Below are 20,691 nucleotides of genomic sequence, written 5' to 3'. Positions count from 1 at the left end.
TCTCCTTAATTTGCAGTTATTTGATGATCTTTTAAAACATAATCTACACCATAATCCACTAGCAATTGAATTCCAGATTTAGGTTTTAACCTTTCTGGATTAAAGCTGTGTAATGGAATTAAGATTTTGGGATCGATTCGATCTACTATATATTTTAAATGTGAAGGAATAGCATGTCCCCCTGCACCAATATATGCATAGTCGACTTTCAATTTCGTTAAGATATTTTTTAGATTTTCAAAAGCGGGATCAAAGTCCCCCAAAGGCACACCGTTTGAATGGATGTATATCCCCTCACCAACATTTAAATCAAATAACTCGAGGACATTTTCATACGTATTTTGCAAATAATATCCACCAGGATTGTTATTAATCAATTCTGCACGAATTGTGTCATGCTTATTGAACAAGTTCAACTTCCATTCTGGTAATGTCCCTGATTGTTCTTCAAATATAGTTTCAATGGACTTATAAACTAGAAAGTCATGCTCATTTGTTAACTTGTCTAGTAAATAAGCGGTCTCTGGTTCAAAAACAGCTTTCCTAGAAGAGTCTTGTGCTGCTTTTATTATTCCGGTTAACCGATCAAGATTACGATGATAAACGTTAAATATTCCCAACCCTTTGGTCTCTTTTAACCTGTCACTCATTTTTTCAGGAATATTTCCTTCTGTTGTCATCCCCTCAGGAATGATAGGATTCCCCATAATTGCCTCTCTCATTTCTTCCACACTACCCAATGTGGTTCCTTCCATGATAAGGGCATCTACACCAAGCCGATTTACTTCATTAATAAAATGGTCTATTTGTTCTGGGTGTTTCCCATGCATTCTGAGGTCTCCCGTATATAGAATGACTCCATCTGGTGTTTGGATATGGTAAGCACATGCCCCGAGAATATCATGGTCAACCTGTATAGGAGTAATGTTGATTTCTCCTATTGAGAAAGATACACCATAGTCACAGAATTGATAGTCACGGTTACCCGGAACCCCTTCCCCTATTACTTCTAATGCATGATAAAGTTCATGGCTTTCTTTCGTTACATACACAGGAATGGACGGAGCAATTAATCCCATTGCACCAATATGATCAAGGTGTAAATGAGAAATGATAACAGCTGTTTCTTGACCATATTCTTCCGCAGGGATAAGGTCTCGCTGGTAAGAACCTAGACTCTCGGCTGCGTATAAGCCATCAATAGGTGGAATCAAATTTAGTCTGAGGTTATCACGCACCATCCCACGAGAACGTCTTTTTATTTGCCCATCGAAAATATTCGTTGCCGGATCATACGTAAGACCAAAGTCAAAAATAACACGGGAATTTTTGTATTCTACAGATACAACTGTTCCACCAATCGTTTTCAAGCCGCCCCAAAATCTTATATTGGTATGATTCAAATCTTTTGTCATTTAATTTTTCACCTCGTAAAATATTTTCAACGATTGAACTGTCTATTTGAAAGAAGAAGGGAACCATTGACTGGCCCCCATTTCTTCTTTTTTCTATTTATTTATTAGCCTTGTCTAAAGCATCTTGAGTATTCTTTGCAGCATTTTGGAGTCCTTGATCAACTGATTTTTTCCCAACTAATACTGCTTGAATTTCAGTAGAATACGCTGATTTCATTGCAAATGCACCGTCAAGATGCGGGAAGTAGTAACCAGCATCAAATTGTTTTTCTGCAGCAGCGTATTTTGGATTTTCTTCAATATATTTTAACCATACAGAGTCTTTTAAAGCTGATTCACGAACTGGTACATATCCAGTGTTTTGAGCCCAATAAATAGTCTGGTCTTTACTAGATAGAAATTTCATAAACTCCCATGCTGCAAGTTTCTGTTGATCGTCTGCTGAACTGAAAGTCACTAAATTTGTACCTTGGAATTGCGTAGATGCTTTCTCGCCTGCAGGAAGTGGAGCAGTTGCCCAATTAATTTTACCTTTCGCTCCAGCTTCTACGAAAGAGATACCTGCCGATGATCCGATATACATTGCTACATCACCACGGCTAAATGGATCAGACATATAGTTATCTTCACCAGCTAGTCTTGCAATCTTTTTATTGTTAACCATATCATTTAGGAAAGTAAGTGCCTTTTTGCCCTCTTCAGAATCGAAGGTAACCTTTTTGTTGTCAACATCTACAAATTGGCCCCCAGCTTGTTGTACCCAAGTTGGGAAATTGAGACCAATTGCATTTTCAAAGCCCATCCCAATTACATTTCCCTTTGTTAGTGTTTGAGCGGCATTTTCAAGTTCTGCCCAAGTAGTTGGAGCGTTTAAATTATTTTCTTTAAACATATCTGTATTATAGTAAAGAACTTCTGTACTTTTATTAAAAGGAACACCGTAGAATTTATTATTCCAACTATTTTCATCGCGGAATACTTGTACAATATCGTTAAGTTCGGAATCAGACCAACCTACTGTCTTATTTTGAATATATGGGGTTAAATCCGTGATTAAATCATTATTGATATAATCCTGCATCCAATCTTCATATGCTTGTGCCATTACAGGTGAAGTATGTGATTTAGCTGCAGCCATTAACTTTTTGTTTAAATCATCGTATGTCCCTTGATTGACAAGCTTAACAGTGATGTTTGATTGTGAATCATTAAATTTCTGTGTCATCGTTTGTAAAGTCTTTTCTAAGTTACCGGTCATGGCATGCCAAAATTCAATAGTTACTGGCTTATCAATTTTCGTTAGGATATCTGCCGTTTTTTGCTTTTCAGGACTAGATGGTTTCGTTGCATTTGAACAGGCAGCAAGACTAATAGCTAACAAACATACGAATAGAACGTGTACGATTTTTTTCATGGTGTCTAACCTCCAATTTTTTTATAAAAAATATGATAATAACGTTTTATTTAAACAGGATCACTTAGTTAAAATCACCCCCTTTGATATTTTTTGAATTAACCCTTAATTCCCGCTCTAGCAACACCTTCAATGATATATTTTTGTAAAACGATATACAGAATTATCATTGGAAAGATAATCATGGATGACGCTGCCATTAATAATTCATATTTCGTACCGGTATCTGTACTAAATGCTATTAATCCCACTGGTAAAGTTCGCATATTTTCAGAACTTGTAACGATTAATGGCCACATAAAAGCGTTCCAGCTGCCAATAGCCTTAAGTATGGCAATCGTTATTAATGCTGGTTTTGCAAGGGGAACCATGACAGACCAAAGAAAACGAAAATCGCTGCAGCCATCGATTTTTGCAGCAAAAGAAAGTTCCTTTGGAATCGAAAGGAAAAATTGCCGCAATAAAAAGATGGAAAAAACACTTGCTAACCAAGGAACGATTAATGCCTGGTAATGATCAATCCATCCTAAATTCGATAAGGTGACAAAATTAGGAATCAACAGGACTTCACCAGGGACCATCATGGTGCCAAGCAAAATAGAAAAAATAATATCGCGGCCATAAAAATTAATTCTTGAAAAAGCATAGGCAGCGAGAATAGTAGTGATCAACTCACCTATAGTACTAGCAACTAGGACAATCACACTATTAACCGAATACGTAGCAAAAGGAGCTGAGAACCACGCTTTTATATAATTGCCCCATTGAATTTCAGAAGGAATCCACTTAGGAGGCATAATCATCACTTCGTTTGCTGCTTTTAAGGAGGTACATATCATCCATATAAAAGGCAAGAGCATCAATAGGCTGCCTAGGATTAACAATAGATAAATAAAACCTTTAGAAAGTGCTTCTTTTTGCAATATTCTCCCCCCTTGTGTTAATAATTTACTTTCTTCTTACCAACATAAAGTTGAATCAGAGTAAAAATAAAAATAATAAATAACAAGACATAGGCCGCTGCTGAGGCAACCCCAAAGTTCCATTCTCCGTAAAACTTATTATAAATATAGTAAACAATCGTCTCTGCACTTCCTGCAGGGCCTGGTTGTCCACCAAAGAGAGCAAAGACTTCATCAAACACTTTAAAGGAGTTGATAATGGAAACAATCGAAATAAAAAATGTCGTCGACGATAGTAATGGGACCGTAATATTCTTAAATCGTTCCCAAGCCCCTGCCCCATCGATTCTAGCTGCTAAATAGTATTGCTTATCAATATTTTGTAATCCTGATAAGAAAATAATGATATTGTAGCCAAGACCTTTCCATATCGCTAAAATAATCAGGGAAGGCATGGCCCAATCAGGGTCGGATAACCATTTAATCGGTGAAATCCCCAAAAAACTAAGGGCATAATTCAGCACCCCATATTGGCTGTGGAAAATCCAGCGCCAAACAATTGATACTGCCACGACAGATGTAACAAACGGGATGAAGTAAATGGTACGAAACAACCCGCGAAACTTTATTTTTTGATGTAAGAATGTAGCAATGACCAATGAAATGATAATAGATAGCGGAACAACGCCGATGACGAAAATTAGCGTATTCTGTAACGACTTCCAAAATTCAGGATCCTGGAAAATAAAAGAATAATTATCCAACCCTCTTGCAAAAACAAGGTCTTTAAAATAGTCATAATCCGTATAAAAACTCATAAAAAAGGACTTTATAATAGGATAAAAACTAAAAGTTCCAATGATTAACAATGCAGGAATAAGATAAAGAATAGCCTTCATTGTTTTTTTCATTGTTGGTTTATCATTCAAAATAAGTACCTCCTATCCTTTTAATTCAGCAAGTTTTTACCATTGCGTATATCAAATAAATGAGTACGTCCAGGACGAATAGCTAATTTCACCCTATCTCCTCGATTGACTTTTACATCTGGAGAAACAATAGCACGCAGGTTTGTTTGTCCCAATCTTGCATACAATAAATTATCTCTTCCAATTCGCTCAACCATCATGACCTCCACTGTAATCCCCGCTTTTGCTAAATCCGATTCAATGTAAAGGTCTTCTGGTCTAACACCAAGCTCAAATTCCCCATTAATATCTACATGACTTTTCACAAGTGATTCTAATCGATAGGTATCCTCAGTATCGGATAAAACGAGCGTTTGCAAATCATTGCGGAGTTTAACCGATAGTATATTAATAGGAGGATTGCCCATAAATTGAGCGACAAACTGATTTTCAGGATAGTCATACATATCTTGCGGAGGACTAAATTGCTGTCCTTTTCCATCCTTCATTAATAAAACTTTATCTGAAATACTCATGGCTTCTTCTTGATCATGAGTAACAAAAATGGTTGTAATTCCAACTTCCTGCTGAATACGTCTAATTTCTTCTCTCATTTCTAAACGTAGTCTGGCATCTAAATTGGACAATGGCTCATCTAACAAGAGTAGTTTCGGCTTTTTAACCAAAGCTCGAGCAATTGCCACACGTTGTTGCTGCCCACCTGATAATTGACTTGGTTTACGATCTAATAAGTGATCGATTTGAACGAGGGCAGCCATTTCTCTAGCTCTACCTTCTGCTTCCTTTTTTGGAACTTTCGCCATTTTTAATGGAAACATGATATTCTTGAGAACAGTCAAATGAGGATATAAGGCGTAGTTCTGAAACACCATTCCAATTTCGCGATTTTCTGGTTCCACTTTATTTACGAGACGATCGCCAAAATATAATTCACCCTCGGTTGGTTGATAAAGGCCTGCTAACATAAATAAAGTAGTACTTTTTCCGCAGCCGCTTGGCCCTAATAAAGATACAAGCGTACCTTCTTCTATCGTCACATTTAAACGATCAACAGCGGTAACATTATCAAATCTCATGGTGATATCTCTTAGCTGTATTTTCAACAGATTGCCTCCTCGTGCTGATTTTTGTTACTCCCCAATAGTATCTAAGTTTTATTAACTCTTTGTGAATTTAATGTTCAGATTAAATGAATACTATGGTATAATAAAATATTGACCGTTTACCTAAAATTAAAAAACATGATCAATCATTGCTCTATTTTTAACATTTAGGTTGTTGTTACCTTGCACGAAGCACCCCATCTAGATTAACCAAACCTGCAAAATACCATGTTTCCCCACCTCTACGCATTCCTTACGCCATACATATACGTCGCTTCTTGCCGTGGCTGGTGTTTCACACGAATAAACATGGCTTCACGTCCACGCAAGAAATAAAAAAAGAGGCTTCTCATAAGTTCAGTGAACTTATGAGAAGCCTCGATTAAGCTATATCATAGACAAGCAACACATTAGGGAGAAATCTTTTGAATCGTAACATTCCTCAAAAAAAATAAAATCGGAGTATATATAAACAAGGAGAAATAAATCAATCGGCCCCATGTTAAATTAATTAGTCCTCCTTATACCCTAAAATAATCAATAATCCCCTCTACAATTCCCGTCGCTACTTTAGCTTGAAAAGCAGGAGTAATTATATTGTCTTCATCCTCTGCATTTGAAATATACCCAAGTTCTAGTAACACAGCTGGCACCTTGTTTTCTCTTAATACATAGTAATCTCCATAGGATACTCCACGATCTCGAGTGCTGATATTCTGCATTAAAATATGCTCGTGAAAGCATTCTGCCATTCTCTGATCTCGCTTATTATAGTAATAAGTAGTCATTCCATATACATCATTTGTCTCAAAAGCATTATAATGAATGCTAATAAAAATATTTGCCTTGTTTTCTGTTGCTAACAATACTCGATCTTCAAGTTCGACATATTCGTCATCATCACGAGTTAGTATTACCTCTGCACCAGCCTCCTCTAAAGCAACCATTATTTTCTTAGTCGTCTCTAAAGTGACTTGCTTCTCAAGTGTACCGTGTTGCCCACTAGCTCCAATGTCATTGCCACCGTGCCCAGGATCAAGTACAATTCTTTTCCCTTCCAAAACTATCTTTTCAGGCTTTGCTGTTTCAATTATTTCCCTTTTTTCTATATTTTTATTAACATCTTCATATTTAAAAACTTTTGTTGCAACAAATGCTAAGGATAAGATAGAAAAATAGATTAATAGTTTACTTTTCATAGAAATATTCCTCACAAGAGTAATTTTTATAAACGATTATCAGATAAAAAATTTATAGGAAAATGCTTCAGATCACTATACACTTCAAACTCATATCCCCGCTCTTTGAAAAAAGTGATAATCTTGGGGAGAAGCTTCAATGTTTGTTCCTTTTCATGCATTAGAATCACTTCCACATCCTCCGTCGTAGCTGTTTCAATAATGTTCAAAATTTTTTCTGGATCGCTTTGATATTTCCAATCTTGAGAATCGATCGTCCAATCCCACACCTTTAATCCTTCCTTCATCACCTGTTTTTTTATCACTTCATCATTTAATCCAGGAATAGAACCATACGGAGGACGAACTAATTGTGGATCCGCTCCTGTTATAGAGTGGATAAGCTTTAATGTTTCTACCATTTCCGAGACAAACTTGCGCTTTTTGTATATTTCGGTATAATCATGTGTCATACTATGGGCACCAATATAATTACCTTCCTCAAATGCTCGCTTTACATCTGATTGGAAGGAGGCTTTTTTTAAATTGTTTCCCTGCATAAAAAAGGTTGCTTGTATCCCATGCTCTTTTAATACATCAAGAAAAGCCCCAGTCCATTTAGTAGGTCCATCATCAAAAGTTAAGTAAACTATTTTTTTATTTTTCCTTTGATATCCCTTCCCTTCTTCTTCTTCATTTTTATATGCTTTCTCTTGCTTTTCTTCTGTCTTTTTATCTTCTTTCTCTTTTTCCGCAACATTCTTTTTTCCCATATCCTTAGTTAAAGGACTAGCTTTTTCTACCGTTTTTGCCAAAGTTAAATTGTCCTCCACTGTTTTTATGGAAAAAGAACCTTTTGAAGAATAATCAACTATCCAAAGACAAGAAACGACAAATAGAAGCAATATGAAAATCTTAAAGACCATTTTCAGCGTTCTTTTCTGACTTTTTTGTGGGATCTGCATATACATTTTCTCCTTTTCTTTCTCTCTACTGATAGAGTAAAGGTCCGAGATAAAGATAAAATGAAGATGAAGTGTACTTTGTCTAAAGAAAAATAATCAAACATAAAAAAAGCAATCAAGTATGGTTCATGCCATAGCTTGATTGCTCTTTTTTGACCGTAAGCACATTATTCATTTTTACGTAAATAAAAATAAAACCTTACACCATTCTCCGTATTTTCCACTCCATATATACTGTCATGTAATTCGAGAATATTTCTAGAAATGGCCAAACCTAAACCTGTTTCACCTTGCGAACGTTCACGGGATGTATCTCCCCGATAAAATCGATCCCAAATTTTCCTAATCCACTCCTCAGCAATTGGATCCCCTGTGTTTTCCACACAGACTTTTACTTGTTTCTTCTCTACAAATGTCGAAATGATAATCTCACCGTTTTCCTCTGTATGGCGAATAGCGTTTGTTAAAAAATTTGTTACTACTTGTTCAATCCGATGTTCATTCGCAATAACTTTAAATGGTTGTAAATCTTGTCGAATGGTCACCTGCTTTTTTATAACTTCAAAAGAAAGTGTTGCACAAACACTTTCAATCATCTCATCAATATAAAATGGCTCCATCTTCATTTGATATGTGCCAGATTCATATTTTGCCAATTCAAGCATGTCCTCAATTAAGCGGTCCATTTTATCCACCTCTTGCTCCAATGCATGAAAGTAATAACCTCTTTTATGCTTGGCTACATCATCCTGTAGAATAGAAATAGTGCTCTTCATAATACTTAATGGAGTTTTAAGCTCATGGGAAACACCTGAAATAAATTCTTTCCTCGTGTTTTCCAACTGCTTTTCTTTTTCAATATCTAGCTGTAACTGTTTAATATGATTGTGTAACGTGTCCGAAAGAATATTAATATTTTTCGATAACGTTCCAAGTTCATCCTTTGACTTCACAGTGACACTTTCTGAGAAATCTAAATTAGCAATTTTCTTCGCCGTTTGATTAATTTTCAGTAATGGACTTGCGATTTTTTTTGAATAATAAAAGGATGCCAACAAAACAAGAAGCATAACAAAAACGATTAAATAGATATAATACTCCTTTGCCATCTGGACTGCTTCATCTACTGGCTGCAATGAAGTAATCGCAAATAAATAAGATGTATGACCATCAATTAAAAATGGCTTGATAAGTACTTTATATTGAATATTATTTTGTTCAAAGTCCTCGATTTGAATAGAATGATCCATTGTATGGCTGGGTTTCAATAAAATAGAAGCTTGAAAGTCTTTGATTTTATCCACAAATAGAGGATTCGTGTATATGAGATTAGATCCTTCACTTCGACTAGGGAGATCTACAGCTGTAACCGTCCCATTTAGATGAACAATATCTGGTTCTGAATTAGTTGGTGGCCTCGGTTTACTTTCCTGCTCTTCTTTTAACTCTTCTACCAGTTTCGCTGACTCCTCTGGACTGGACTCAGATATAACGATAGGGAAAGGATCTGTTTCATTCTTCAAAGTTGAGCTAGTCTGCTCAAGCTGCACATCAAGATAGTCCCCTATTGTCTTTTTTAGCTGTTTATTTTCCCAGTAGGATGAATTTCCTTGTTGCATCTCTAACTCATACGTATCCAAAACTCCTCTCTTTCCAAATACGTTGGGTACAAAACTTCCTAATTGGCCAATCACATAAGGGACAATAGTTGTTTTGCTATTGATTCCATATATTCCAACTTTCGCCCCTTCCTTGAGAGGGAAATCATCAGTTAAAGTATCTTCAAAAGTCATTAAATAATATAAAGGGATACGAATTTCTTTATCTCTAAGGGATTCGTCTTCCACTCTTTCCAAATGGACTTTAATGAAAAAATTATCAACATTTTTAAGATTTCCATTTTGATCCAATACCGTAATCCAAGTATTATGAGCTTGATAAAAATCCCGCACAAGCTTTTGCTGCACATAATTATCTTCTTTGGTTTGTAAATAATCCTCTTCGTAGCGATTAATGGCTGTCTGAATATCTAACATTTTTTGATGAGCATAGTATTGTTTAAAGAAAATCGTTAGCCCAATAAAAACAGTGGCTAAAATAAACACGCAAAGTAGAGTGATTAAAGTGAATAGTTTAATGACAATTCTGCTTCTCATGCATGCCCCTCAAACTTATAACCTATTCGCACAATTGTTTTGATTGCATCTGCCTTATCACCTAATTTAGTCCGCAAATTACGAATATGTGTATTGATTGTTCGGTCATCTCCGGCATATTCATAGCCCCACACTCTTACAATTAATTGTTCTCTTGTCAGCACAATTCCCTCATTTTGCATTAGATAAGACAAAATTTCGAATTCAGTATGGGTTAGATTAATGGGCAAACTTCCCATCATAACCGTTCTAGCACTCATATTAATCGTAATTCCATTCGATATTAACCGTTTTTCTTTAACAACACCCTTTAGATGACGACTTTGTAATAACCGTTTCGCCCGTGCTAATAAAATAGGAGGACTGTATGGTTTGGTTACGTAGTCATCTGCTCCAAGTTCAAAACCCAATAATGTATCTTCTTCCTCTACACGCGCAGTTAGCATAATAATCGGAACATCCGCCTTTTTTCGAATTCTTTTGCAAACTGACCACCCATCTAATTGTGGTAACATAATATCCAGAATAATTAAATCAACCTTCTGGCTTTCAAATAATTCTAATGCTTTTTTTCCGTCCTTTGCCTCAAGCATATTGAAATTTTCATTTAAGAAATAGTCTATAAGCACTTCTCTCAGAATTTGCTCATCCTCTACAATAAGAATAGTTTCTTTCATAAACAAGTGTCATTCCTTTCGTCGCGCCAATGGCACAAAAATGTAGCGAAAGAGAAAATCCCCTAGATGTTCCCACGCTCACTAATCCTTGTATAAACAATTCCTGTATATTATGTAAAGATCAGTCAATTCCTGATTTATCCACCCACTATAAATTTTACGGGGATGTGCTTATGCTTAAAATTATTCACCCTATAAGCTGTGAAATGGATGTCCCTAAAAATTCATTGCTACTATAGTCAGTACGAAGAACCAATCGGAGGGTTTACAGAATACCAAACCAAACCAAGCAGCAATACGATACCCAGAAACTCTTGGGGAATAAATCCCCGATAAGCGTATGTACGAGTTACGTTTTTATGCTAATACAATTTTCTCCAAGTCTATTTATAAAGTATTTTTCCATTCTTTCAACATATACCACCAATTATCATCATTAGAGTATAACAAAGCAATGTAAAGATAAGATAAAGAAAATCAAATTTCATAGACTTAAATATGTTGGGAAAATTCTATGAAAATGAAAGGGCAGTAAAACCAGGAACGATTAGAATCAGAAGGCATGAAATCAATAATTTGTTAAAATGTTTTAATCAAATTCCGATGAAAGACATCACACTTTCTTTGTTCCAAAGATCCATTAACAAACTCAAAAAGGACTTTTCAGAAAACACGCTTGAAGGTATTTATTCAACAGCTACTATGATATTTGAAAAGGCTGTTGAGTTAGAAGTCATAAAGGAAAATCCAACAACGCATAGTTATTTTCCACGGTATAGAAAAAGCATTGAGGAAATTGAAAACGAAGATAGCATTCCAAATTATATGGAAAGAGAAGAACTTTCACTGTTCTTACATGCTTGTATGGAATTAGGATTAAAACTTGATTTTGAAATCTTTCTCACATTGGCGTTTACGGGATTACGGGTAGGTGAGTTTTGTGGATTAAAACAAGCGATGTATTCGAAGAAGATGGAAGCTATTTTCTAAACACCACAAAAACTTTGTACAATCCTAACAACATCGTAAAAGACTATACATTAGTCACTACCAAAAACAAAACATCCCGTAGAATAATTGATATAGATAAAGCAGTATATGATTCGTTGCAGCGGATTATCAGTTTTAACAAGTTATTAAAGAAGGAAATTGGAGCAGAATATCACGATAGGGATTTCGTTTTCGTTAATACAGGAAAGTATATCGCCTTGCGATACGAATCAAAAAAAGAGCTGACTAGCCCCCTATCTTGAGGAATACTATTAAGGACATGATGAACTGGTGGAAATGAGAAACCTTTGTTTTAAACTGACACATATCGTTTTATCAGTTGTATATCACGTCGCATATCGAACCTCCTTTTCTATTAAATATGAAGGCTTTTAGATTTATTTGTTTCGTATCGCCAAGCGATACGAAACAAATAAAGAGTCTATTAGCCCCCTTCTTGAGGAATTCTATTGAATGGGCTGTTAAGCTGAGTCCCTACAAAAAATATTCAATACCAAAATAATAAAGAAAAATAGAAGATACTAGAAATCAGCTGCAGAGATTAAATTTTTGAAAAAGGGGTGCTTGCCCGATTCTTGCACCTGCTGATTCAGACAGCAATTAGCACAACTATGAAACCATAACATAAATGCTCATATGACGGCTAACATAGAAGAAAAGGCCTCACAGCAGTTTAGCAAACTAATGAAAGACCTTCTCTATTAAGTTACCTATTCAAACAACAAAAGAACTATTTGATTAGCAGAGTGATTACGAAAAAATCATTCCTTTGTGGCCGCTTTTTTGGAATTTTACCTGAGTTAAACCTAATACATTAGTTGTTACTTAGAATATCGTTAATAATATTTAACTCTTCCTTTGATAAAATAATTTCACTCGCATGAATATTTTCAAGTATGCGCTCTTTCCTTTTGCCTCCCGGAATAACTGCATCAACACCTTCTTGAGCAAGTAACCAAGCTAGTGATAAGTTAGGAAGAGACGTTTCTTTTTGAATAGCAATTTCTTTTAATTTGTCCACTGTTTCAAGTGTTTGGTGGAATTGCTCACCTTGGAATAAAGGAAGAGAATTGCGCCAATCCTGTGAATCTAACTTAGAATCTTTTGTGAAACCACCGCCTAGTAATCCAAATGCTAATGGACCATATGGAATAAAGGAAATATTATTTTCAACACAATACGGTAATAATTCTGCCTGGGCTGAACGATCTAACATATTATATGGTGATTGTAAGACGGAAATATCTCCATGAGCGTTCGCCTCTTTTAATTGCTCAATTGAAACATTCGAAATCCCAATTGCACGAATTTTTCCTTCTTCTTTTAAACGAGCTAATTCACCAATTGATTCTGCAAAAGGGGTTTCATTGTCTGGAAAGTGTAAATAATATAAGTCTACATAGTCTAGTTGTAACCTTTGTAAACTCTTTTCAACTGCATCTCGTAGATATTCAGGACGATTATCTGTTTTTACAGAACCATCTTCAAACCAATGCTGAGCTCCCTTCGTCGCAATCACAAAGTCATCTCGTTTAAATTCTTTTAATACTTCACCTACTAATTCTTCAGAACGTCCAAGACCATAAATATCAGCTGTATCAATAAAGTTGACCCCATTGTTCAATGCTTCTCTTACAAAGTCTATTCCATCCGCTTCATTTAAATTTTGAAACAAATTATGCCCACCAACTGCATTGGTGCCAAGTCCAATCTCTGATACTTTAAATTCTGTATTTTTTAATGTTGAAAATTTCATGTTTTTCCCTCCTGTCATTAATTAGCCTAATCATAAGGAACAAAAATAAAATCCACAAATTATCGTGGTCAAGGTTCATATAATGAAACCCCTTCTACATATTTTGAGACAAAAAGTATAAGGATCTATACTATTAGAAGATGAGGTGAGCAGATGGCAAACAATGAAGTATCAACACTGAAAAAAGGACTTCTCGTTTTAGAATTAGTCAAACAATATCGAGGGATTACGTTGAGAGAAGTGATGAATCAACTCCACCTAAGTAAATCTACGGCATTTCGATTATTAACAACATTAGAAGAGATGAATTATATCTATAAAATTCAAACTCAATATTTTATTAATCGTAAAATGTTTTTTAACAGTTTTAAAAAACGATCCGAAAAGGATTGGGTCTCTTTACATTCCATCTATCAAGCAGCACAAAATTTACAAATGAGTACCTATTTAGGCAAAGTGGATGGTACCGATCTTGTCATGACTCAGGTATTACATACTCCATTTAAAAAGTCAGCGGACGAAGAAATCGGAAATCGTTCAAAATTACATCATTCGGCTTTAGGAAAAGTCATTTTGGCCCATTTAGATGAAGAACTGTTAGTGCCTTTACTCGGAAAAATGTCACTAGATCCCGCGACGAAAAATACGTTCCAAGACTCTCAACTATTCCATTATCATTTAAAGGCAATTCGTCAAGAAGGCTATGCATTTGATGATGAGGAACGGATCGTCGGTATCCGTTGTATAGCCGTTCCTGTATTTCGTCATAAAAAAGTAATTGCTGCATTAGCTATTGCAGCATCTGCAGAACAAATTTCACGCGGCAATATAAAATACATTGCCCAAAAGTTAATTATAGGTAGTGAAGCCATTACGAAGGAAATCGAGGCTTTAGAAAATATTCATTAATTAAGAAGCATAAACGAGGAATCCAAGAGGAGAATTTAAATGAAGGATAACTATCAAAAATTATTTCAAGATTATACATTTAAAAGTGGTGTCCATGTAAAAAATCGTCTCATGATGGCACCAATGACAACTTTTTCTGCTGACGAGAACGACTATGTATCACGGGAAGAACTTAATTATTACAAAGAACGTGCAAACGGTGTCGGTACAATTATTACGGCATGTGCATATGTTTCGAAAAATGGGAAAGGTTTCGATGGGCAAATGGGCATTGATCATGATGGCACAATTGAAGGTCTTTCCAAATTAGCCAATGTAATTCACTCTGACGGCGCTAAAGGAGTTGTTCAACTTTATCACGGCGGCCGTTTAGCCGTGCCAAGACTTATTCCAAATAATGAAACCGTAAGCGCTAGTACCATTGCTCCACTTGAAGACCGTGGATTTTATAGCATTAAACAAGCACCAAGAGCATTAACGACTGAAGAGGTATACGATACTATTACTGATTTTGGTGATGCAACACGCCGAGCTATCGAAGCTGGGTTTGATGGTGTTGAATTACATGGGGCAAGTGGTTACTTAATTCAACAATTTGTTTCACCCCATTCAAATAAACGAAAGGATGAATTTGAAAATCCGTTCCTTTTCCCATTAAAACTGATCGAAGAAGTTAAAAAAGTAATTCAAAAACATGCAAAAAAACCGTTTTTAATTGGCTATCGTTTTTCTCCAGAAGAACCGGAAACACCGGGTATTACAATGAAAGAAACGATTTCTTTAATCGATGAGTTAATCCGGGCAGATATTGATTATCTTCATATTGCAACAACAGATGCTTGGGCAAAACCACGTCGAGGTATTGTGAGTGAAAAATCACGTACCGAATTAATTGCTAAATATATTAACGGGCGTATACCGCTAATTGGTGTAGGTAGTATACATACGCCTGATGATGCAGCACTCCTATTAGAAAAAGGAAAAACAGATTTTGTGGCGATTGGACGAGCGCTAATTGTTGATTCGCATTGGGTTGAAAAAGTACAGAATCATAAAGAAGAAACGATTTCTCAACAGTTAAAACAAAACGAACAGCACCAAGCTGTCATCCCAACTCCTTTATGGAAATTAATTTTAGAGGTTGAAGGTTGGTTTCCTATTGAGCGATAAGTTAACTTGTATATCATTTACTAAATAAAGTAGCTTAATGAGCTACTTTATTTGTATACTTACTCGATAACCTTCATATTCAAGATTATCTAAAAAACACGAGCAATTTGAGTTTCATCCCACCTACAAGAATATGTGTTTTCAATTCTCACTCATCCTCTTTTCCAATACAAGTCTCAACATTTCAAACAACAAGAAGTTAAAGGTTAAGCACCCGATCTGATAAATAGACGGAAAAATTCCGCTTAATTAGGAATTGCTGAAAAAAAGGGCTTAAATAGACGGAGAGATTCCGCCTATTGACTTGAAAAATTCGAAAATGGGTGATTTTGCTTGGCATAATCGGAAAATCTCCCCTTATTTACCCCAAAACAAGCTCCAATCTGCAACTAACCGGAAAATCTCCGTTTATTTTACTTTTGCTGGTACTAGATTAAGGACAAGACATCTGATTTAGAAGCGTTTTAGCTCAAAAATGCAAAAGAACCCCATTTTGATGTGTTACGGTGAACCGTTTCACAAATAAGTGTGATTTTATATTTCACAGTGATATTAAATTAAAGTTTTTTAACTCTAATGGGGCTCACCATTAAAACAGCAAGGATTAAGGTAATCCATGCATTGCTATATGAAAAGAATCCCATTGCAGCGAGTGGCAATCCCGCCGCAGGAATAGGCAATCCGCTAAAATACCCTATGGTTGGTTTAACACTAAATTTTGCTAACCTTATCGCCCCCATTATTGGGAAAAGGATAAATGCCAAAGAAGTTAAAATAGACGGTGCTGCTATTGTATGAAATAGAAGCGCGGGAGCAACACCAAAACTAACAATATCCGCTAAGGAGTCCAATTGAACACCTAATTCACTGTTAACTTTTAATCCTCTAGCAATTCTTCCGTCAAGAAGATCAAAAATAGCTGAAAGAAAAACTAAAATGGAAGCTACTTCTAAGAAGCCACTCATATTACATGTAATTGAAAGAACACCGCACAATAAATTTCCCAATGTAAATATATTAGGTACCGCTTTTGCAACTAGACTAAACAAATTAATTCCTCCTGACGTTACCGATTCCACCCATTTAATTAGCACTTTTCTATATATTCTTCCGTTATTTTTTAAACGGCATTTTGCATTTTAATGAAATACTTTTTTATTAGGGGGATATGCAGTTTTATTTTATATCATTAATTTGCCCAATTTGATTAAAGTACCATTCTTGAATTCATTGCAAAAACGACAAAGTTATTGTCCAATGCCCTAAGTTCTCTTTTCCATACTTATCTTCTACTCGTTTAGCTGATGTTTCCTCACTAAGTGTTCTTACCTTCTTCAAATTGAATATCGGATTCATTTAGGTTTTGGATCATTAATCAGTTATTTTGTCCATTGTATTCTGTTTATATAAAACTACTAGGTGATAATCGTGACCTTTTACTTAGCATTATTTAAGGAACAATAAGGCATAGTAAATGTAGGAATATATGATTATTATTTTTACATTTACCTTAGAGAAAAGAACTTGGATTGTACATAAAGCCGAAACCACGAAAAAAACAGACTTAAAAACAGAAAGAATATAGCCAAAAGCCTAACTTCGTCTTCATTAATGGAGAAGTTAGGCTTTTTTATGCATATTAAAAGCTAGTAAAAAAGGTCCCAAAAGTGAACTACTTAGAACATTTTTCACACAAAGCGATCTTTTGTTAAAATATCCTCAACATAAAGAAATAATAATGAAGATGACTGATGAAATAATTCCAGACTAACTAAAAGAATGAAAAAGAGGCTTCTCAAAAGTTCAGTGAACTTTGAGAAGCCTGAAAAGATTGGTATTAAATGTTTTAAACGTATTGACATAGTTTTTCGGTTTATTTATAATTCTAAACGGTAATTTGAAATTTGCTAAGCTTGGCAGAGCATTAGCATAGAGGGATATTTGTTGCAGAAAGTATTAAGACGAACTCTTTAAACTTCAACTGCACTTATATCCTCTTCTTCCTCTGTGGTTTTCACATAGTCTATCATTATTATAGTTTCTTCATTCTCATTATTGATCGTAAAGTTACTATAATCCTTTTTAAGATCTGCTACTCGTACAGTCCGGCCGATTTCAAAATCAGTGATATCAATTTCAATATTATCAGGGATATCATTTGCTTTAGCAGTTATATTCAATTCGTGAAGCAATTGTTTCACTATTCCTCCGGCTTTCTCGCCATTCGATGTTCCCTTTAGAATTACACTCACTTTAGTGTCGATTTCAGTGTGCTGATTAACTTGAAGGAAGTCTACATGAAGTACTTCTTTTGTTAAAGCTATATTTTGGTAATCTCTTAAAATAACATTTTCTGATTTTCCATCAAGATTCAGAGTTATTATGCCATTTCTACCAACAGCTTTTATCACTTTTAGCAAATCTGCGTTTTTAATAGAAATAGATTTTGTATTAATCTCCCTACCATAAACAACCGCAGGAATCTCTCCATTATTTTTCAATTTCCTCAAAGAACCTTTTTTAAGGTCTTTTCTTTCTTGAGCTACTAACGTATTCATTTTACTTCCACCTTTCTTTTTATTTGAATCTTAGACTTTCATTTTTATAGATACGTCTAAGAATTACCTTACAATTCAAGTATACCTTATCAATTCCATAATGTTGACAAATCCGCCTCTAGATCCGTAATGATTTAAGTAAATACTAATAGTAAATTTGAAGAAGAAACAATACTTGCATTTTATGATTTAGGTATTGCCAATATGAATTTAGAAATGGCAATGGAGTACACAGATAAAGACGTAAAAATCTATGATGCTTCTTTATTGAAGGGGCCTATGTAACAGCTTCATTTAAAGAATTTGGATTGTACATAAAGCCGAAACCACGAAAAAAACAGACTTAAAAAACAGAAAGAGTATAGCCAAAAGCCTAACTTCGTTCCTTAATGGTGAAGTTAGGCTTTTTTATTGCTCCATTAAAGCACCAATTGTGTAAGATCCTAATACTAACCTTACATTTAATGAATAATGGTTACCTTTTTTCAACTCTTCCATCCGCATGGCGTGCGAATCTTCCCGACTCACGCTTATTTACAGGATCTGGACGGTCCCACGGCCAGCCTCCAAATTGGGTATTTTGATAATCCCTGAATGCATCGTGAATTTCCTGCTCCGTATTCATTACAAACGGTCCATAGGATACAACCGGTTCTTGTATCGGCTCACCCTCTAGGAGCAGCATATAACTCTCAGATGATCCATTTGTAATCGTGATTTCTTGATCACCAGCAAACTTAACACGGTGATACGTTTCAATCGCTGTTTCATCTATCTTTAGTTTATCTCCCTGATAATAGTATAGATTTCTCGTCATTGTTGCTGAAACTGACGGCAGGGTGAAGACTGCTTCCGGGTCCATATGAATAACGTAGATCCCCACATGATGATTTTTATCATTTGCCCAAGAAGCAGAGTTTGGTTCTAAACTAGACTGGCCCATCACATTTCCGGCAACCAGTCTTACGGTCGTCTTCTTTCCATTAGAAGCAGCAGATTCTACTTCCGGTATATCCTCAGCCCATAACATTTTATATTCAGGTTCAGCGAATTTATCTTTGGCAGGTAGATTCAGCCATATCTGAAAGAATTCAAGTGGATTGCCTTTGTCCTGATGGACGAGAGGAAACATTTCAGTATGCTGGCATCCCTTTCCTGCTGTCATCCATTGAACATCCCCATTCCCAAATCGTCCTCTGGACCCATATGAATCAAAATGATCAATAAGACCTTCAAGAACAACAGTTACCGTTTCAAAACCTCTGTGGGGATGTACAGGAAATCCCGGAACCGTTTTGCCATGATACATTCTAAATCCATCACGCAACGTAAAATCCTCGCCAAGATTTCTGCCTGCCAATGAAACGTTAGGACCCTGCTTGTCATTTCCTGAAGGATACGCATCTTTATGATGTACTGTCATAAGAAACGGATCTTCTGTCTCCCATGGAAATCCTAATTTTTGTATTTTCATGATTTTGCTATTCACTTCTATTTCTCTCCTTTAAAAACCACGCTGTTGTGGATTTATTTTAATCTTTAAATCTGAAGTAACCTATTATTCTTTGATGAATTCCTTAGTGCTTCTCACTGTATCAATAGGGCGAACTAATTTTTCTATTTGTGCGCGTTTAGGCTCTAAGAATGGAGGTAAAGATAATTTTTCCCCAAGGGTTTCGTAAGGTTCATCCCCCATAAAGCCAGGACCATCCGTAGCAAACTCAAATAAAATTTGTGGTGCTACTCTTGCGTATAAAGACTCAAAAAAGTGACGATTTACATAACCGGATGTTTGGAATCCAAAGCTACTCATTCGGCGGGTCCATTCATCTAATACTGAGCGATCCTCTACTCGGAATGCCGCATGGTGTACCGTACCAAAGCCTTGCCTTGCTTCAGGAAGAATCGCATTATATTCGACAATGACTGAAGCACCATTGCCGCCTTCACCCACTTCAAATAAATGGAATGACCCTTCTTTATCTGTCTCTTTAAATAATAGGACTTTTTCCATCATTTCTTTAAAGTAATCAAAGTTCGCAATTCGAACAAAAACAGGACCTAAACCAGTAATTGCATATTCCAGTGGTATAGGACCCTTTTGCCAAGGTGTACCAGATTCCACGCCTTTATTGAATTCATCTGAAATTAATTGATATTGTTGATCATCAAAATCAACGAAAGAGAGAGTTTTCTTGCCAAATTGCTCTTTAATTCCAGTATGCTTGACTTCTAAACGATCAAAATGGTTTACCCAATACACTAATGCTGCATCACTTGGTACACGGAAAGAGGTCTTTGAAATCTCGTTTGTACCATGTACACCTTTCGGAATGCCTGGGAAGTCAAAGAACGTCATGTCTGTGCCTGCACTCCCTTTATCATCAGCAAAGAATAAATGATAGGTTTGAATATCATCTTGATTGACCGTTTTTTTAACTAAACGCATACCTAATACATATGTGAAAAATTCATAGTTCTTTTCTGCACTACTTGTAATAGCTGTTACATGGTGCATTCCTTTTAGTTGGTTCATTTTATTTTCCTC

17 protein-coding genes are annotated in these 20,691 nt (G+C 35.6%); 3 read left to right on the top strand and 14 right to left on the bottom strand.

Annotated features, from left to right (window positions below; translation table 11 throughout):
• Nucleotides 1–5 precede the first annotated feature (5 nt).
• From ACFVSW_RS20480 to ACFVSW_RS20440, 9 genes are all read right to left on the bottom strand, one after another.
• Entirely contained in the window at nucleotides 6–1,415 is a 1,410-nt protein-coding gene (locus tag ACFVSW_RS20480; protein ID WP_387318463.1) for an MBL fold metallo-hydrolase, read from the bottom strand.
• A gap of 97 nt (nucleotides 1,416–1,512) precedes the next feature.
• Entirely contained in the window at nucleotides 1,513–2,829 is a 1,317-nt protein-coding gene (locus ACFVSW_RS20475) for an ABC transporter substrate-binding protein (protein ID WP_387318462.1), read from the bottom strand.
• 98 nt (nucleotides 2,830–2,927) lie between these two features.
• Complete coding sequence (locus ACFVSW_RS20470; RefSeq protein WP_387318461.1) at nucleotides 2,928–3,752, bottom strand: carbohydrate ABC transporter permease; 825 nt, start codon at nucleotides 3,750–3,752, stop codon at nucleotides 2,928–2,930.
• 17 nt (nucleotides 3,753–3,769) lie between these two features.
• A complete protein-coding gene (locus ACFVSW_RS20465; RefSeq protein WP_387318460.1) occupies nucleotides 3,770–4,660 on the bottom strand; it encodes a carbohydrate ABC transporter permease in 891 nt (296 codons plus the stop codon).
• Nucleotides 4,661–4,680: 20 nt separating this feature from the next.
• A complete protein-coding gene (locus ACFVSW_RS20460; protein WP_387318459.1) occupies nucleotides 4,681–5,763 on the bottom strand; it encodes an ABC transporter ATP-binding protein in 1,083 nt (360 codons plus the stop codon).
• A gap of 521 nt (nucleotides 5,764–6,284) precedes the next feature.
• Nucleotides 6,285–6,962 (bottom strand): N-acetylmuramoyl-L-alanine amidase family protein, encoded by a 678-nt coding sequence (locus ACFVSW_RS20455; protein ID WP_387318458.1) that lies wholly within the window; start codon nucleotides 6,960–6,962, stop codon nucleotides 6,285–6,287.
• Nucleotides 6,963–6,988: 26 nt separating this feature from the next.
• Nucleotides 6,989–7,756 (bottom strand): polysaccharide deacetylase family protein, encoded by a 768-nt coding sequence (locus ACFVSW_RS20450; RefSeq protein WP_387318457.1) that lies wholly within the window; start codon nucleotides 7,754–7,756, stop codon nucleotides 6,989–6,991.
• Nucleotides 7,757–8,073: 317 nt separating this feature from the next.
• Nucleotides 8,074–10,062 carry a sensor histidine kinase gene (locus tag ACFVSW_RS20445; RefSeq protein ID WP_387318456.1) on the bottom strand — a complete coding sequence of 663 codons (1,989 nt, stop codon included), beginning with the start codon at nucleotides 10,060–10,062 and terminating at the stop codon, nucleotides 8,074–8,076.
• Nucleotides 10,059–10,739 (bottom strand): response regulator transcription factor, encoded by a 681-nt coding sequence (locus tag ACFVSW_RS20440; RefSeq protein ID WP_387318455.1) that lies wholly within the window; start codon nucleotides 10,737–10,739, stop codon nucleotides 10,059–10,061. The genes ACFVSW_RS20445 and ACFVSW_RS20440 overlap by 4 nt, the downstream gene beginning before the upstream one ends.
• Nucleotides 10,740–11,237: 498 nt before the next feature.
• Here ACFVSW_RS20440 and ACFVSW_RS20435 point away from each other — a divergent pair, with 498 nt between their 5' ends.
• Nucleotides 11,238–11,729 (top strand): phage integrase SAM-like domain-containing protein, encoded by a 492-nt coding sequence (locus tag ACFVSW_RS20435; RefSeq protein ID WP_387318454.1) that lies wholly within the window; start codon nucleotides 11,238–11,240, stop codon nucleotides 11,727–11,729.
• Between the two features lie 835 nt (nucleotides 11,730–12,564).
• Here ACFVSW_RS20435 and ACFVSW_RS20430 read toward each other — a convergent pair.
• Nucleotides 12,565–13,506 carry an aldo/keto reductase gene (locus ACFVSW_RS20430; RefSeq protein WP_387318453.1) on the bottom strand — a complete coding sequence of 314 codons (942 nt, stop codon included), beginning with the start codon at nucleotides 13,504–13,506 and terminating at the stop codon, nucleotides 12,565–12,567.
• Nucleotides 13,507–13,659: 153 nt separating this feature from the next.
• Here ACFVSW_RS20430 and ACFVSW_RS20425 point away from each other — a divergent pair, with 153 nt between their 5' ends.
• Together ACFVSW_RS20425 and ACFVSW_RS20420 are read left to right on the top strand one after the other, a co-directional pair.
• Nucleotides 13,660–14,415, top strand: a complete 756-nt coding sequence (locus ACFVSW_RS20425) for an IclR family transcriptional regulator (RefSeq protein WP_387318452.1) — start codon at nucleotides 13,660–13,662, stop codon at nucleotides 14,413–14,415.
• A gap of 39 nt (nucleotides 14,416–14,454) precedes the next feature.
• Complete coding sequence (locus ACFVSW_RS20420; RefSeq protein WP_387318451.1) at nucleotides 14,455–15,585, top strand: NADH-dependent flavin oxidoreductase; 1,131 nt, start codon at nucleotides 14,455–14,457, stop codon at nucleotides 15,583–15,585.
• 557 nt (nucleotides 15,586–16,142) lie between these two features.
• On the opposite strand, the gene pssA is transcribed toward ACFVSW_RS20420, so the two are convergent.
• The 4 genes from pssA to ACFVSW_RS20400 all read right to left on the bottom strand — a co-directional run bounded on the left by pssA (nucleotide 16,143) and on the right by ACFVSW_RS20400 (nucleotide 20,679).
• Nucleotides 16,143–16,634, bottom strand: coding sequence for a CDP-diacylglycerol--serine O-phosphatidyltransferase (gene pssA / locus ACFVSW_RS20415; protein WP_387318450.1), 492 nt, complete (start codon nucleotides 16,632–16,634; stop codon nucleotides 16,143–16,145).
• Nucleotides 16,635–17,555: 921 nt separating this feature from the next.
• The gene (locus tag ACFVSW_RS20410; RefSeq protein WP_387318449.1) at nucleotides 17,556–18,143 is read right to left on the bottom strand and encodes a 50S ribosomal protein L25; all 588 of its coding nucleotides are present in this window, start codon (nucleotides 18,141–18,143) and stop codon (nucleotides 17,556–17,558) included.
• 475 nt (nucleotides 18,144–18,618) lie between these two features.
• Nucleotides 18,619–19,632 (bottom strand): pirin family protein, encoded by a 1,014-nt coding sequence (locus tag ACFVSW_RS20405; RefSeq protein ID WP_387318448.1) that lies wholly within the window; start codon nucleotides 19,630–19,632, stop codon nucleotides 18,619–18,621.
• A gap of 69 nt (nucleotides 19,633–19,701) precedes the next feature.
• Nucleotides 19,702–20,679, bottom strand: a complete 978-nt coding sequence (locus tag ACFVSW_RS20400) for a ring-cleaving dioxygenase (protein ID WP_387318447.1) — start codon at nucleotides 20,677–20,679, stop codon at nucleotides 19,702–19,704.
• Nucleotides 20,680–20,691 lie beyond the last annotated feature (12 nt).

Source organism: Neobacillus sp. NPDC058068, assembly GCF_042885335.1.
Taxonomy (GTDB): domain Bacteria; phylum Bacillota; class Bacilli; order Bacillales; family Cytobacillaceae; genus Neobacillus.
Note: the sequence above shows the minus strand (reverse complement) of the source record. Positions and strands in the feature narration are given on the sequence as shown.

Bases quoted from the DNA above. Each gene is read 5' to 3' on its own strand.
- ACFVSW_RS20420 (WP_387318451.1), top strand. From the start codon at position 14,455: ATGAAGGATAACTATCAAAAATTATTTCAAGATTATACATTTAAAAGT.
- ACFVSW_RS20480 (WP_387318463.1), bottom strand. From the start codon at position 1,415: ATGACAAAAGATTTGAATCATACCAATATAAGATTTTGGGGCGGCTTG.
- ACFVSW_RS20440 (WP_387318455.1), bottom strand. From the start codon at position 10,739: ATGAAAGAAACTATTCTTATTGTAGAGGATGAGCAAATTCTGAGAGAA.
- ACFVSW_RS20475 (WP_387318462.1), bottom strand. From the start codon at position 2,829: ATGAAAAAAATCGTACACGTTCTATTCGTATGTTTGTTAGCTATTAGT.
- ACFVSW_RS20410 (WP_387318449.1), bottom strand. From the start codon at position 18,143: ATGAATACGTTAGTAGCTCAAGAAAGAAAAGACCTTAAAAAAGGTTCT.
- ACFVSW_RS20435 (WP_387318454.1), top strand. From the start codon at position 11,238: ATGTTGGGAAAATTCTATGAAAATGAAAGGGCAGTAAAACCAGGAACG.
- ACFVSW_RS20455 (WP_387318458.1), bottom strand. From the start codon at position 6,962: ATGAAAAGTAAACTATTAATCTATTTTTCTATCTTATCCTTAGCATTT.
- ACFVSW_RS20430 (WP_387318453.1), bottom strand. From the start codon at position 13,506: ATGAAATTTTCAACATTAAAAAATACAGAATTTAAAGTATCAGAGATT.
- ACFVSW_RS20445 (WP_387318456.1), bottom strand. From the start codon at position 10,062: ATGAGAAGCAGAATTGTCATTAAACTATTCACTTTAATCACTCTACTT.
- ACFVSW_RS20400 (WP_387318447.1), bottom strand. From the start codon at position 20,679: ATGAACCAACTAAAAGGAATGCACCATGTAACAGCTATTACAAGTAGT.
- ACFVSW_RS20425 (WP_387318452.1), top strand. From the start codon at position 13,660: ATGGCAAACAATGAAGTATCAACACTGAAAAAAGGACTTCTCGTTTTA.